Origin of the sequence: Agrococcus sp. SGAir0287, assembly GCF_005484985.1 — a bacterium.
Lineage (GTDB): Bacteria > Actinomycetota > Actinomycetes > Actinomycetales > Microbacteriaceae > Agrococcus.
Map to the genome: position 1 here is coordinate 64,024 of NZ_CP027942.1, position 13,583 is coordinate 77,606.

The 13,583-nt window shown below is 74.5% G+C and carries 15 protein-coding genes; 7 read left to right on the forward strand and 8 right to left on the reverse strand.

From position 1 onward, the window contains the following. The 3 genes from C1N71_RS00305 to C1N71_RS00315 all read left to right on the forward strand — a co-directional run bounded on the left by C1N71_RS00305 (position 1) and on the right by C1N71_RS00315 (position 3,112). On the forward strand, positions 1–741 hold the full coding sequence (locus tag C1N71_RS00305; protein WP_137754580.1) for an FMN-binding negative transcriptional regulator: 741 nt from the start codon (positions 1–3) through the stop codon (positions 739–741). Further along, the gene (locus tag C1N71_RS00310) at positions 738–1,829 is read left to right on the forward strand and encodes a C45 family autoproteolytic acyltransferase/hydolase (RefSeq protein ID WP_175414030.1); all 1,092 of its coding nucleotides are present in this window, start codon (positions 738–740) and stop codon (positions 1,827–1,829) included. Before C1N71_RS00305 ends, C1N71_RS00310 begins: the two co-directional genes overlap by 4 nt. 188 nt (positions 1,830–2,017) lie before the next feature. Further along, a complete protein-coding gene (locus C1N71_RS00315) occupies positions 2,018–3,112 on the forward strand; it encodes a C45 family autoproteolytic acyltransferase/hydolase (RefSeq protein ID WP_137754582.1) in 1,095 nt (364 codons plus the stop codon). Here C1N71_RS00315 and C1N71_RS00320 read toward each other — a convergent pair whose 3' ends face one another. The 6 genes from C1N71_RS00320 to C1N71_RS00345 form a co-directional block, all read right to left on the reverse strand. Continuing rightward, the gene (locus tag C1N71_RS00320; RefSeq protein WP_254678041.1) at positions 3,113–3,934 is read right to left on the reverse strand and encodes a phosphatase PAP2 family protein; all 822 of its coding nucleotides are present in this window, start codon (positions 3,932–3,934) and stop codon (positions 3,113–3,115) included. 46 nt (positions 3,935–3,980) lie between these two features. After that, positions 3,981–4,466, reverse strand: coding sequence for a hypothetical protein (locus C1N71_RS00325; protein WP_137754584.1), 486 nt, complete (start codon positions 4,464–4,466; stop codon positions 3,981–3,983). 62 nt (positions 4,467–4,528) lie between these two features. Then, positions 4,529–5,287 carry an anti-sigma factor gene (locus tag C1N71_RS00330; RefSeq protein WP_137754585.1) on the reverse strand — a complete coding sequence of 253 codons (759 nt, stop codon included), beginning with the start codon at positions 5,285–5,287 and terminating at the stop codon, positions 4,529–4,531. After that, the gene (locus tag C1N71_RS00335; protein ID WP_254678042.1) at positions 5,268–5,843 is read right to left on the reverse strand and encodes an RNA polymerase sigma factor; all 576 of its coding nucleotides are present in this window, start codon (positions 5,841–5,843) and stop codon (positions 5,268–5,270) included. The genes C1N71_RS00330 and C1N71_RS00335 overlap by 20 nt, the downstream gene beginning before the upstream one ends. A 19-nt stretch (positions 5,844–5,862) precedes the next feature. Continuing rightward, a complete protein-coding gene (locus C1N71_RS00340) occupies positions 5,863–6,558 on the reverse strand; it encodes a class F sortase (protein ID WP_137754586.1) in 696 nt (231 codons plus the stop codon). Positions 6,559–6,651: 93 nt separating this feature from the next. Beyond that, positions 6,652–7,473 carry a DUF4397 domain-containing protein gene (locus C1N71_RS00345; protein WP_137754587.1) on the reverse strand — a complete coding sequence of 274 codons (822 nt, stop codon included), beginning with the start codon at positions 7,471–7,473 and terminating at the stop codon, positions 6,652–6,654. A 194-nt stretch (positions 7,474–7,667) separates the two neighbouring features. On the opposite strand from C1N71_RS00345, the gene C1N71_RS00350 reads away from it, so the two are divergent. After that, positions 7,668–7,946 (forward strand): hypothetical protein, encoded by a 279-nt coding sequence (locus tag C1N71_RS00350; protein WP_137754588.1) that lies wholly within the window; start codon positions 7,668–7,670, stop codon positions 7,944–7,946. A 51-nt stretch (positions 7,947–7,997) separates the two neighbouring features. Here the strand turns inward: C1N71_RS00350 and C1N71_RS00355 are convergent, their stop codons facing one another. Next, entirely contained in the window at positions 7,998–9,908 is a 1,911-nt protein-coding gene (locus tag C1N71_RS00355; protein WP_137754589.1) for an RNA polymerase sigma factor, read from the reverse strand. Between the two features lie 220 nt (positions 9,909–10,128). Here C1N71_RS00355 and C1N71_RS00360 point away from each other — a divergent pair, with 220 nt between their 5' ends. From C1N71_RS00360 to C1N71_RS00370, 3 genes are read left to right on the forward strand one after another with little or no spacing between them, the layout of a single operon-like run. Further along, on the forward strand, positions 10,129–10,824 hold the full coding sequence (locus C1N71_RS00360; protein WP_137754590.1) for a helix-turn-helix transcriptional regulator: 696 nt from the start codon (positions 10,129–10,131) through the stop codon (positions 10,822–10,824). A gap of 47 nt (positions 10,825–10,871) precedes the next feature. Beyond that, positions 10,872–11,246, forward strand: a complete 375-nt coding sequence (locus tag C1N71_RS00365; RefSeq protein WP_137754591.1) for an ArsR/SmtB family transcription factor — start codon at positions 10,872–10,874, stop codon at positions 11,244–11,246. Next, a complete protein-coding gene (locus C1N71_RS00370; protein WP_137754592.1) occupies positions 11,243–12,160 on the forward strand; it encodes an SRPBCC family protein in 918 nt (305 codons plus the stop codon). Before C1N71_RS00365 ends, C1N71_RS00370 begins: the two co-directional genes overlap by 4 nt. A 67-nt stretch (positions 12,161–12,227) precedes the next feature. On the opposite strand, the gene C1N71_RS00375 is transcribed toward C1N71_RS00370, so the two are convergent. Then, positions 12,228–13,553 carry an MFS transporter gene (locus C1N71_RS00375; RefSeq protein WP_137754593.1) on the reverse strand — a complete coding sequence of 442 codons (1,326 nt, stop codon included), beginning with the start codon at positions 13,551–13,553 and terminating at the stop codon, positions 12,228–12,230. Positions 13,554–13,583 lie beyond the last annotated feature (30 nt).

The following is a 13,583-nucleotide window of genomic DNA, read 5'->3' on the forward strand; positions in this document are numbered from 1 at the left end:
GTGCACACCTTCCCCGACTACCACGCGCCCGACGGCCGAGCGATCGTCGACCTCGTGGCCGCGACGCCGTTCGCGCTCGCGGTCACGTCGCAGACGGGTGCGCCGATCGCGACCCACGTGCCCGTCGTGCTGCCACCGGCGCTGGATGCCGCGAGCGTCGACACGCTCGTCGGGCAGACGCTGTGGAGCCACATGGGGCGTGCGAACCGCCACTGGCGTGCGATGCGGAGGCATCCGGAGGTGCTGCTCGTGCACGCCTCGACCCACGGCTACGTGTCGCCCTCCCTGTACGGCGCGCCCACCGCGGTGCCCACGGTCGACTACGCCGCCGTGCACCTGACCGGCACCGTGCGGCTGCTCGACGACGACGAGGCGCTCGACGTCGTCGTGGCCACCGTCGCGCAGCTCGAGGGGCAGCGCGGCGCCGCGGGCGGTCCCACGTGGGACATGGCCGGCTCGATGGACGTCTTCCGCGACATCGTCACGGGCGTGACGGCCTTCGCGATCGAGGTCACGGGCGAACAGGCCGTCTTCAAGCTCAGCCAGGACAAGCCCGCCGACGTGCGCGCACGGGTGCGGGACGAGTTCGCCGGTCGCGGATCCTTCGCGGGCGCCGGTGCGCTCGCCGGATGCCCGCACGCCGACCTCGCGGCGCTCATGGATGCGCTCCCCGCCGAGCACGAGCGCCGCGGTCACCTGCCACCGCTGTCGACACGCGTCGACGGAGAGGACGCCCGATGAAGGTCGCCGAGCTGCGCCTGCCCTCCACCGACGCCGTCTCGCGCGGCGTCGCCTACGGGTCTGCGCTCGCCGCGCCCATCCGCGAGACGATCGCGCGCTACCGCGACGCGTACGAGGTCATGGGGGTGCCGGACGGCGTCGCCGAGACCGTCGCCGCGGGCTCCATCGCCGCCGTGCGCGCATGGGCGCCCGCGATCGCCGACGAGCTCGAGGGCGTCGCCCGCGGTGCCGACGTGCCGATCGACGACGTCATGCTGCTCACGGCGCGCACCGAGATCCTCGCCCACGCCCCCTCGGCGAACGCGCTCGAATGCTCGACGATCGTCGCGCTGCCCGAGGGTCGTCGACCGATGACGATGCAGACGTGGGACTGGCACGGCGAGCTCGCGCCGACGGGCGTGCTGCTCGAGGTGCCGCTCGCCGACCGCGTCGTGCGCACGTTCACGGAGACGGGCATGGTCGGCAAGATCGGCGTCGCTCGCACCGCCGACGGCCGCGGCCTCGGGGTGCACTTCAACATCCTCCATCACGTCTCCGACCGCTCGGCCGTCGGCGTGCCCGTGCACGTCGTCGCCCGCCGCATCCTCGACGAGGCCGCGACGCTCGACGAGGCGATCGCGATCGCGCGGGATGCCGTCGTCGGAGCGTCGACCGTGCTGACGATCGTGGAGGCCGCGGTCGACGGCGGACCGGCTCGTGCGGCATGCGTCGAGCTGTCGCCCGCGCGCGTCGCCACCGTCGAGCCGGCCGACGGCTACCTCGCGCACACGAACCACTTCCTCGACGCGGGGCTCGCGGAGGGCGAGGCGACGAGCGACACGTCGACGACCGGTCCGAGGCTCGAGCATGCGCTCGCGCAGCGCGACGGTGCGCTCGCCGCGACGGATGCCGTGTCGCTCGCCGCCGCGATGTGCGGCGACGCAGGCGCCGACGCCCCGGTGTGCGTGCGCGCGCAGCCGGCCGCCGACCTCGCGGACCGGTGGGAGACGCTGCTGACGGCCTCGCTCGACGTCGAGGCGGGCGCGATCGACTGGCTCGCCGGTCCGCCGAGCGCCCTCGACGCGGCGACGGTGCGCCGGTTCGGGTAGCGCGTGTCGATCTCGCCCATGACCCGTTCGGCAAGGTGCGAGCGCGGCGAGGCTCGAAGCGAGCCCTACTCGGACGCGTCGCAGCGAACCCTTCGAGGCTCGCCCTTCGGGCTCGCACCTCAGGGAGCGGATGGGGGCGACGTGCTCGCGGCAGGCCGTACCGGTGACCGTGCTGGGGCGCACCGCTGATGCGGGTGCTCGAGATCGGCGGCGCGACCCCCCGCGACCGCGGTCTCGACCGTGGCAGGCAGGTCGCCGGCGTCGTGCGCGTGCACTGGCCCGTCTACCTCGACCTCTTCGCGATCGCGGGCTGGTCCGAGATGGAGGTGCGCGAGCACGCGCTTGCCTCGCTCGACGCGCTCGGCGACTGGTGGCCGGACGGGCGCGACGAGGTGCTCGGCGTCGCGGACGGCGCCGAGCTGCCGGCGTGGATCGCCGCGGCGCTCGCCGGCCGCACCGAGGTGCTTGTCGCCCGCGGGGGACCCGATGCGTCCGCCTCATCCGGCCGCGAGTGCACGATCCTCGCCACGACCGAGCCCGCCGCGGCAGCGCAGGTCTGGGATTGGCACCGCGAGCTCGCCGGCGCCTGGCACGCGCAGCACGTGCGCGGCGCTCCGCTCGCCTTCGCGGGCGTCACCGAGCACGGCATCTGCGCCAAGGTCGGCATGAACGAGGCGGGCGTCGGCGTGCTCCTGGCGATCCTCTCCCACGTCGAGGATCGGCCCGGCGGCGTGCCGATCCATGCGGTGCTGCACCGCATCCTCGCCGAGGCGACGACGGTGGATGCGGCGCTCGCGATCGCACGCTCGGCGGCGGTCACCTCCTCGAGCGTGCTCACCCTCGTCGGCCCGTGTGCGGACGGCGCCCGCACGGCGACGGCGATGGAGCTGAGCCCGGTCGGCGCAGCGGTCGTGGCGCCGGAGGTCGACGCCCGCGGACAGGGCTGGCTGCCGCGCTCGAACCACTTCCTCGCCGAGCGACTGGCCGTCGGCTCGCGCACGTTCCGCGGCGATCCGGACTCGCCGGATCGGCTCGCGCTCCTGCGTGCGCGCATCGCGGCGCGCGACGCCCGTGTCGCGGGCGCAGGCGACCTCGTGCCGATGCTGCGGACCGCGCCCGGGGAGGAGCGCGGCGACATCTGCTGCGTCGCACGACCCGAGCAGCCGCTCGGCCGCGCCTGGCAGACGCTCGCGACGGTCGCGATCGACGCCGCGGGTCTCACGATCGTGGAGGGATCCCCGCTCGACGCGCCGTCCGCCAGCCTGCACGTGCCGCTGCGCTGATCACGTCGAGGCGCGCGCTCGCACCGTCAGGTAGAGCCGGTGGGCCGTGATGACGAGGGCGAGCCATGCGACGCCGAGGACGAGGCCCGCGAGCACGTCCGTGAACCAGTGGTGCCCGAGGAACACGCGCGTGAAGCCGATCACCACGACGTACGCCGCGGCGACGAGCGCGATCGCGACGCGAGCCCGAGCGCTCGAGCGGCGCAGGATGAGCAGGTAGGCGATGACGCCCACGATCGCCACCGCGTTGAGCGTGTGGCCGCTCGGGAACGACTCGGACAGCTCGAACGGCGGCACCGCATCGGTGCGCGGCGGCCGCACGCGGTCGATGAAGCGCTTGCCGACGATCGTCAGCAGCACCGACACGACCCCGGTCGTCGCGATGAGCACGACGGGCGTCCACGAACGGCGACGCAGCGCCAGGGTCGTCATCGCGACGAGCGCGATGATCGGCATGCCGATCGTCCCGGCCGTGGTGGTGACGGCGGTGAGCGCGACGTCGAGGGTGGGCGAGCGCAGCGCGATGAGGCCCGTCAGGATCGGCTGGTCGAGGCCGGCGACGCCGCGGTCGGTCGTGATCGACGCGTAGATCCACAGCACGAGCGCCGTCGCGACGGCGAGGATCGCGACGGCGACGAGGAGCGCGAGGGCGAGCGCCGCGTACGGCCCGCGGCGCCGGGCGACCTCGGTGGCGCGCTCGGCCGCCGCCTCGCCGGCCCGGCCGCGCCAGCGGGTGAGGTCGACCTCGCCGACGCGGGTGTCGTGGATGCGCTCGCCCGTCGCGCCGACCTCGTCGGGATCCGGGACGAGCGCCGCGCGCACGGTTCGCGCCGGGGCCGAGTCGCCCGGGCCCAGCCGGCGCTCGTGGTCAGCGCGCACGCGCCCGCAGCGCCGCGGCCGCCTGGTCGTGCGCCGCATCGAGCCTGCGCAGCTGCGCGTCGGCGCGCGAGACGAGCGCGCCGACGTCGATGCCCGATCCCTCGAGGAGCCCGGCGAGCTCGAGCGTGCGCCAGTGGGCGCGCTTCGCCTGCACGAGGGCCAGGAGTCCCTCGAGCTCGATGACGTCGGTGGTTGGGGAGCGACGGAGCACCCTGCCGTTGCCCTTCAGTCGACCCGCACGCTCGCCGAGCGCCACCACGACGGCGCCGAGCCGACGACGGCGCACGCTGCGGAATCGGAGCATGCGCTGCTCGGTGCGCAGGTCGTCGCGGACCTGCCCCGCGAGGTGCGCGAGGTCCGACCCCCACGGGCGCGAGCGGTGGCTGCCGGCGGCGCGTCGGAAGGCGCGCAGGCCCGCTTCGGCACCGGTCTCGTGGTCGCGGAGGTAGACGGCGATCGGTCGTGAGGTGCGCATCCGTCCACCCCATCGTGCCGCGCGTCTGCGCGCACGGGGCTTGCGCCGGGCCGTGGGCGGCGTCAGGCGAGCGAGCCGCGCCAGATGCTGGCGCCGCTGTGCGTCGGATCGCCGTCGAGCGGCTCGATCGAGACGTCGACGATGGGGAACTCGCCCAGGTCGAGGTCGTCGGGAAGCACGTACTCGGCGTGGTCCTCGTCGAGGATGCCGACGTTCACCATGCCGACGACGTCGGCGTCGATGAGCCACACGTCGAGCGTGGCGCCCTCCGCCGACGGCAGGCTCGCGGCGTCGATGACGAGCACGCGATGGCCGTCGCGCTCGACGATGCTCGCGGATGCGTCGGCCAGCCCGTCCTCGAGCGGTGCGAGGTCGATCGACGCGAGCACCTGCTCGGCGGGCGGTCGTTGCGCGATCCAGGCGCCGAGCCCGACGCCGCCGCCGACGACGATCGCGGTCGCGACGCAGGCGACGACGAGCGCCCGGCCCGAGAAGCGGCGCGCGAGCGGTCGGCGGATGCGGCGATCGCGCGCTCGCGGTGGCGCATCCTCGGTCGCGACCGGCAGCGGCACGACCTCGGCGGGCCGCTCGTCGTGCGACGTCGCATCCCCCGCGACCTCCGCGGCGATCCGATCCCACAGCCCTTCGGGCAGCGGGGCCGGCTCGAGCGCGCCGTCGCGGATGCGCTCCACGGTCTGCTCGAGCGCCTCCAGCTCGGCGGCGCAGAGCGCGCACGTGCGCAGGTGCTCCTCGACCTCGTCGTCGACGGGGCCGCGCGCGGCGGCGCGCCAGGCGAGGTCGTCATGCGGGATGTGCTGCACGAGTCCCCTCCCATCGGTCTCGGAGTCGGCGCAGGGTGCGCGACAGGTGGCTCTTGACGGTGCCCACCGGGAGTTCGAGGCGGGCGGCGATCGCGGATGCCGGCAGATCCTCCAGGACGGCGAGTCGCACGATCGTCCGCTGCGGCTCGTCGACCTCGGCGAGGGTCTGCTCGACGAGGATGCTCCCCGCGACGGCGTCGGGCACGTCGATCGGATGGGCCCGCTCGGCGCGATCGAGCACGTCGGTGGGGTCCACGGCCCGCTCGCGCGTCACGGCGGCGACGCGGAAGTGGTCGGCGATGCGTCTGCGCGCGATCTGCACGATCCACGCGCCGAGCGGACCGGCGTCGGCGTCGTAGCGGTCGCGCGACCGCCACGCCGAGACGAAGGTCTGCTGCACGACGTCCTCCGCATCCGCTCTGTCCATGACCCGCAGCGCGAGCGCCAGCACGAGACCGCCCCAGCGTTCGTAGGCGAGTCGCAGGCCCGCGTCGCTCGGCCCCTGCGAGAAGGCGACCGCGATCGCCTCGTCGTCGGGCCCCTGCGATGCGGTCACCCGCCCACCGTATCGACGCTCACGCCCCGACCGGAGTCGCCGTGACGATGAGGTTGTCCTCGTAGGCTCCCGCCACGGGGTCGAACTCGCCCGCGCACGTCACGAGCCGCAGCACCGGCGGCCCGTCGCGCGCGAACAGCTCGTCGAGCGGCAGCTGCGCCTTGCCCAGCTGCTCGACCTGCTCGACGCGGAACTGCAGCACCGCGCCGCTGGCCGTCGTCACCTCGACGAGGGCGCCCGGCTGGACGTCGAAGAGAGCGGCCATGGGCGCAGCCCCCAGCTCGGAGTCGACGTGCGCCGAGAGCACCGCCGACCCCTCGGTCGCGCCGGGTGCGGGGCCGTACTCGTACCAGCCGACCTCGCTGACGTACAGCGGCACGTCCATCTGCCCGTCGGCGCGGACGCCGACCGGGATGATCGGCAGGTCGAGCCCGACGTCCTCGACGCGCACCTCCACCGGCACGTCCTGCGCCGGCGGCTGCTGGGCGCCGATGCCGGCGTCGGTGCGATCGATGCTCGGCGGTGCCGAGGGCGACGGCGTCGGGGTCGGGGTCGGGCTCGGGGATGCGGTCGGCGACGGCGCCGGGCTCGCCGTGGAGTCCTGCACCTCGAACCGGTCGCCCGTCGCAAGCCAGACGCCGCCGACGACGGCGAGCGCCACGGCGGTCACGCCCGCGACGATCGCGGCGCGACGAGCGGTGCGCGGCTTCGGCATCCTCTGCTCCTGTCCGGTCGAGCACCCGGACCCCCGCCGGGGGCGGCGGAGGCCCGGGTGGTGGGCGCGGCGGCGGTCACCGCCGCTGGGCGATCAGCGCTCGCGCGCCTCGACGAGCCGCGAGCGACGCCACAGGACGGCCGCCGCGAGGCCGAGCATGCCCGCGAGCGCGAGCACGATGGCCGGCGCGGCGGCGTCGTCGGATGCGCCACCGAGGCCCGAGGGCACGCCGGTCGGCGCGCTGTGCGCCTCGACCGTCTGCACCGCGAGAGCGAGGTTGTCCGCCTCGGCGCTGCCCCATGCGACGACGATCGTGTTCGTGCCCTCGGCGAGCGTCAGGTCGGCCGGGCCGATCACGACGTCCTCGGTGCCGGCGAGCGTCACGTCGGCCGAGACCGTGCCGGCGGCCGTGACGAGCGAGGCCTCGTTCGGGTTCGTGAGGTCCTCGACCACCGGCGTGCCACCGGCACGCACGTCGACGGCGGGCGCCGCGGCGAGGTGGCGGACGGTGAGACGGGCCTGGCCGGCCGGGACGGGCTCCGTGTCGTTCACGAAGGCGCCGAGCGTCGGGTTGCCGTTCGCGTCGAGGTGGGCCACGAGCGTCACGTTCGCGTTCGCGGGCACCTGCACGTCGTTCGCCTCGATGGCGGGCGAGCCGCCCTCGGCGGGTCCGGCGCCATCCGCGTAGACCTGGATGTCGTACGCGCCCGGCGCGAGCATGAGCGGGTCGGTGAGCGTGCCCGGCTGGAAGTCGGGCACGGTCTCGGTGCCGTTCACGTAGACGTCCACGACGAGGTCCGGCACGGCGTGCAGCACGGAGACGGTGGCGTCGCCCTCTGCGGCGAGGGCGGGGGCGGCACTGAGTGCCGACATGGCGAGCACCGCGGCGCCGCCGATCGCGATCTTGCGCTTCATCGCTTCTCCTGACTCTTGTGTCTGGGTCGGACGCGGGGTGCGTCCCTGCCCTCGTATCGGGAGGGGGATGCGGATCGGTTGCAGCGATCGCAGGATCGTGCATCCCGGGCGTGTCGCGCATCCGGACGCCGCACGCCCCCACGCTCGCGGTTCGTGCCCCGCATCCCTCCGGTCGGGGGACGTACGATCGCAGGGTGAGCGACGACGACATCCGGCTGAGGGCTGCGTGGACGGAGTCCGGGGTCTGCGTCATCGGCACGCACGACGCCCTGCTGGCGGCCGAGACGTGGGCGGCGATGGTCGCCGAGCGCTGGCCCGATGCGGAACGCGGGCACTACGACCTCGACCACGGCGCGTGGAGCCGGGCGCAGGCGCGATGGACGGCGCCATCGGCGACGGGCGTCTCGTTGTCGACGGTCGAGGAGCCCGGCGGCGTGCCGGCGCTGCTGCTCGTCGGCGTCTTCCGAGGCTGACGCGCGACGCGAGCCGGTCCTCGAGCGCCGCCCGGACGAGCGCGGCTCGGCTCAGGGCTCCGCGGGCGTCGGCTCCTCGATCCAGGACTCGTCGATCCCGGGCTCGTCGAGCTCCCACCACCGCACGTCGTCGAGCACGTACGGGTCGAAGAATCCCTCGACGACCGACACGGTCCGCGGCACGTCCGGGCCGAACGCGGTGCCGTCGCAGGCGGTGAGCCGCAGCACGTAGATGCCGTAGTTGAGGAAGCGGATGGAGCGGGTCGCGGAGCCGGCCGCGTCGAGCGGGACGATCGCCGACTGCCCGGTGTCGGAGTCGATGCAGACGGATCCCGACGGCGGTCCGGTGAGCGTGAAGCGCGTGGCGCCGTCCATCGCCCCGCCGAGCGTCACGACGTCGTACTCGGGGAAGCCCTCGATGCCGAGCGCCACGATCTCGAAGGGCACGGTCGTCGCGGCGGACGCCTCGTCGCCGATCACCGTCCACACCGTCGCGACGTGCTGCCCGGCGCGGAGCCCGAGCGTCCGCACGTCGAACGACCAGGCGCCATCGCGCCCGACGGCCACCGTGTAGACGTCCTGGCCGTCGACGCCGTCGGTCGGCTCGGACGACATGGCGGCGGCGGCCGGGGCGGATGCGGGTGCAGCGGAGCCGTCGCCGCCGGGCGCGATCGCGATCGCCATGCGCGAGCCCGGCGTCGCCGTGCCCGAGAGGACGGGGGCGAGGTACGCGGAGGACGGCGCCGCCGTCGCGACGACGGGCGCCGGCATCGGGGAGTCCTCCGCGGGCGGCGCGACGGTGCCCGGCTCGGCGGGCGCGGGCGGCGCCGGACGCTGCGGCATCCCCTGCGGACCGTCCTCGGGCAGGAACACCTCGAGGGCGACCTCGTCGTCGGCGCTCGTCGTCGGGGCCGTCGGGGCCGTCGGGGCCGTCGGGGACGGAGCCGGCGGGACGTCGTCCTCGGCCGCGGGCTCGTCGCTCGGCAGCGTCGTCGGGGCGGTCGTCGCGGCGGGGGCGTCATCGGCCTCGCTCGTCGCGGCCTGCGGTGCTGGCACCGGCTCGACGGGCGCCGCGCCGCCCAGCACGACCGTGCCGACGATCGCGGCCGCCGACCCGAGCACGCCGAGCAGCACCGTCGCCGCGACCGCGGCCGGCGCGACCCAGGAGCTCGCGGAGGGCAGCGCGACGGCGAGCGCGGCGAGGCAGCCGAGCGGCAGCATGCGGCCCGCGCGCCCCACCGACACCTCGCGCAGCGTCGCCACGGCATCGACGCATCGAGCGCATGTGGCCAGGTGCGCCTCGACGCGGCCGTCGATGCCCCGACCCGTCGCGAGCAACTCCGGCAGGAGATGCGCGACGTGGCGCGCGTCGTCGCGGAGGTCCGCCGCGACGTGCTCGCGGAGCCACGCGACGCGAAGGCCTCGCTTGGCGCGGCCGTGGAGCGCCGAGACCGCGTTGCCCTGCAGGCCCAGCTCGAGGGCGGCGGCCGTGCGCCCCGATCCCTCGACGTCGAGGCTCCAGAGCACGCGCTGCCAACGCGGCGGCAGGCTGCGGAACGCGCGCAGCAGGCGGGCCGCCTCCTCCTGCCGCTCGACGTCGCCGAGCCGCTCGTCCTCCGCGGCGGGCTCGGCCTCGTCGGTCGGCACGACCTGCAGGCGTCGCCGCCACGATCGCTGCGCGGCATGGCGGACGGTCGCCAGGAGGTAGCCGCGGACGTCGCTCGTCGGCCCGCCGCCGCGCACGGCGACCTGGTCGTGGAGCTGCAGGAACGCCTCGGACACGAGGTCCTCCGCGTGCTCGGCGTCCACCCTGCGCGCGACGCGCAGCGCGACGTCGACGTGCCGGGTCCACAGCGTCTCGTATGCGGCGAGGCTGCCCTGCCGCAGCAGCGCGACGAGCGTCGCGTCGTCGGCCGTCGCGAGCGCGCCGAGGTCCTCGTCGGGGGACGGTGCGTCGAGCACGGGAGCGAGGCGGGATGCGATGGCGTGCTCCTGGGACGACGCGGGTGGTTCGTCTCGAGCCTATGCGCGTGCCATGCGTTCGGGGGTCGTTGGATGCAGTTCCATGACACCCGGGAGGGGTACACATCGCGTCCGTCGCGTCACTTTCGACCTCCTTCCGACTCCTCGATGCAGGTGGATGTGTCAGCGAGCACTCCACATGCAGAAAGGAGAGGTGCACGTGCACGCACGCAGCGCTGCGAGGGCGAGGACCGCCGCGATCGTCGAGACGTACACGATGCAGCGGTCGCGCATGCGGCAGCTCCTCGCGACCGAGCTCGACGTCGACGTCCTCCTCGCGGCTGCGAGCCTCCAGGAGATCGTGCGCTGGCTGCGCTCGACGCGTCGGGATGCCTGGCCGGAGCTCGTCGTGGTCGGCATCCACGACGGCGTCGACCCCGTGCGCCTGCGTGCCGTCCTCGTACCCTTGCGCGCGCAGGACGTGCGGATCATGGCCGTGGTCGGCGCGCCCGATCGTCGCGATGCGCCGCGACCGCCTGCCGAGCTCTTCGACGGCGCGGCCGCCGTCGACGACGCCGAGACCGCGTTCGTCGAGACGGTGCGCGCCGTCGCGGCGGGACGCGACGCCGTCACCGAGCGGGCCCGCCGAACCCTCGAGCGCCATGCCGCGGCGCCGCGGCTCAGCGTGCAGGAGGAGCGCGTCCTCTCGCTCTACGCATCGGGGATGACGATCGGCGCCGTCGCAGAGGCGATCGGCGTGCGCGAGGACACCGCGCGCGTCTACCTGCGCCGGGTGCGGGCGAAGTATCGGGCAGTCGGGCAGACGGCGAGCACGAAGATCGACCTCGCGCGCGTCGCCTGGCGAGACGGCTACCTCTCGTCGGATGCTGGATCCGTGCGGTCCCGAGAGGCCTGATCGCACGGCAGTGGACGAGGATCACGCTCGCGTGATATTCATGAAGCATGAACGCGTTCGCGATCCTCGCCGATCCCGTCCGGCGGCGTCTCGTCGAGGCGCTCGCCGACGGTCCGCAGCCGGCGGGCGCGCTCGGCGCCGTCGCGCACGCCGAGTTCGGCATCACGCAGCCCGCGGTCTCCAACCAGCTGCGCGCCCTGCGCGAGGCGGGGGTCGTCGACGTCGAGCCCCAGGGCGCGCAGCGCATCTACCGGCTCGCTCCCGGCGGACTCGCCGAGGTGACGGCCTGGGTCGAGCGCTATGCGGCGCTCTGGCCGCAGCGGCTCGACGCGCTGGAGACCGAGCTGCGCCGCGGACGACGCGCCGCGCGCGCGGATGCGGCCGGCGGCAGCCGGCCGCACGCCGAGGAGGCGTCCGCATGAGCACCGTGCCCGCATCCCTCGTCCGCGCGCTCGTCGGCTCGGGCGACCGCCCGATCGTCGAGGTCGAGCGACGCCTGCCCATGGATCCGGGCGAGGTGTGGGATGCGCTCGTGCAGCCCGAGCGGCTCGCGCGCTGGCTCGGCGCCATCGAGTCCGGCGAGCGGCCGAGCGTCGGCGACGCCTTCGGCCTGCGGCTTGGCGACGAGCCCGGCGATCGCGCCGACTGCCGACTGCTCGCGTGCGAGCCGAGTCGCAGCATCGCCATCGCCTGGCGATGGACGGGCGAGCCGGGCTCGGTCGTCCATCTCTCGGTCCAGGCATCCGAGGGCGGCTCGACGCTCCGGCTGCGCCATGAGCTCGTCGCGCCGCAGCCGGTGCCCGACTACGGCGCCGGCTGGGAGGCGCACCTCGACGGCCTCGGCGACGTGCTCGCCGGCCTCGCGCCCCGTGCGTTCGCGATGCCGAGCCACGACGCGTGGACGCGGATGGCCGACGGCGTGCTGCAGGTCGAGCAGCGCGTCGCGGCACCCGTCGAGACGGTGTGGCGGGCGGTGGCGACGGAGCAAGGGCTCCGCACCTGGTGGTGGCGCCACTGGCGGGACACGACCATCGACGCCGACGTGCGTCCGGGCGGCGCGCTGCGCATCGCAGCCCCGGACGCCGGCATCTCGCTGACGGGCGAGGTGCTCGTCGTCGACGCCGACGCGCACCACCTCGCTGCCACGTGGGTCTGGAGCGACGCGGACGGCACGAGCGCCGACGAGGCCTTCGACGTCGCGCTCGCGCCGGACGGGGACGGCACGCTCGTCACGGTGCGGCACTCCGGGCCGTGGGCGGACGACGCCCCCGCCGCCGCGTACCGGCAGGGCTGGACCTTCGTCCTCGGCGAGCTCGCCGAGGTCGTCGGCGGCTGAGTCGAGCCCCGTCCGTCGTCACGCGGTGCGCTCGTCCTCGCGGGCGAGCGCACCGCGTCCTGGGTCGTCAGCGCGCGGCGTCGACGAGCGCGCGCACGCGCTCCCGCTCGGCGCGGCCGAACGTCTCGCGCGTGGCGAGGATGCCGACGAGGCCGATCACGCCGGCGACCATGTACAGGATCGACGCGCCCGGCCAGCCGAAGACGCCGACGAGCGCTGTCGCGAGCAGCGGCGCGAAGCCGCCGATCGCCGCCGCGAGCTGGTAGCCGAGCGAGGCGCCCGACGTCCGCGTGGCGGTCTGGAACTGCTCCGTGAGCAGCGAGCCCTGCACGCCCGTGAGCGACGCGTGGATGACGCCGATGCCGACGATGAAGACCGCCACGACGAGCGCAGGCACGCCATCGTTCGTCAGCAGGTACATCGGGAAGGCGAACGCGATCGCCGCGATGCACGCGCCGACGTAGATGGGCTTGCGTCCGATCCGGTCCGTGAGCGATCCCATGAGGAAGGTCATGCCGATCGCGACGATGCTCGCGGCCGTGATCGCGCCGAGCGCGACGGGGCGGAGCGACGGGTCGCGCTCCGAGAGGTAGTTCAAGAGGTACGTCGCGGTCGAGTAGTAGGCGAACGACTCGACGACGCGCAGCGCGATGACGCGCAGGATCGAGCGCCAGTCCTCGCGCAGCGTCTTCAGCAGCGGGTTCTTCGCCGTCCGCCCCTGTGCCTGCGCCTCCTGGAACTCCGGCGACTCCGACAGGCGCGACCGCACGACGAGCGCGACGATCACGAGGACCGAGGAGAAGAGGAAGGGCGTGCGCCACTGCCAGTCGCCCTCGAGCGTCGACGACCACGCGAACATCGCGCTCGCGAGGGCGATGCCCAGGGGGTTCCCGGACTGCGGGATCGCGGCGAACATGCCGCGTCGATGCCAGGGCGCGTGCTCGTACGCCATCGTGATGGCGCCGCCCCACTCCGCGCCGAACGCGAGTCCCTGCACCATCCGGATGACGGTGAGGATGATCGGTGCGGCGAGCCCGATCTGGTCGTAGGTCGGCAGCAGCCCGATGACGAACGTCGCGGCGCCCATGACGATCATCGCGCCGACGAGGACGGGTTTCCTGCCGAACCGATCGCCGAGGTAGCCGCCGATCGCGCCGCCGAGCGGGCGCATGAGGAAGCCGACGGCGAGGGTCGAGAACGCGAGCAGGTTGCGCACGAGCGGATCCTCGGCGGGGAAGAACACGACGCCGAAGTACAGCGCCGCCGCCGTGCCGTAGGAGATGAAGTCGTAGTTCTCGACGCTCGTGCCGACGCCGGCGGCGATGGCGGTCTTGACGCGATCCCTCGAGCCGAGCGGGCTCCTGCGATCGGTCTGCGTGGTGGTGCTGGACATGCGGATCTCCTTCGATCCGGTCGCGCGTGC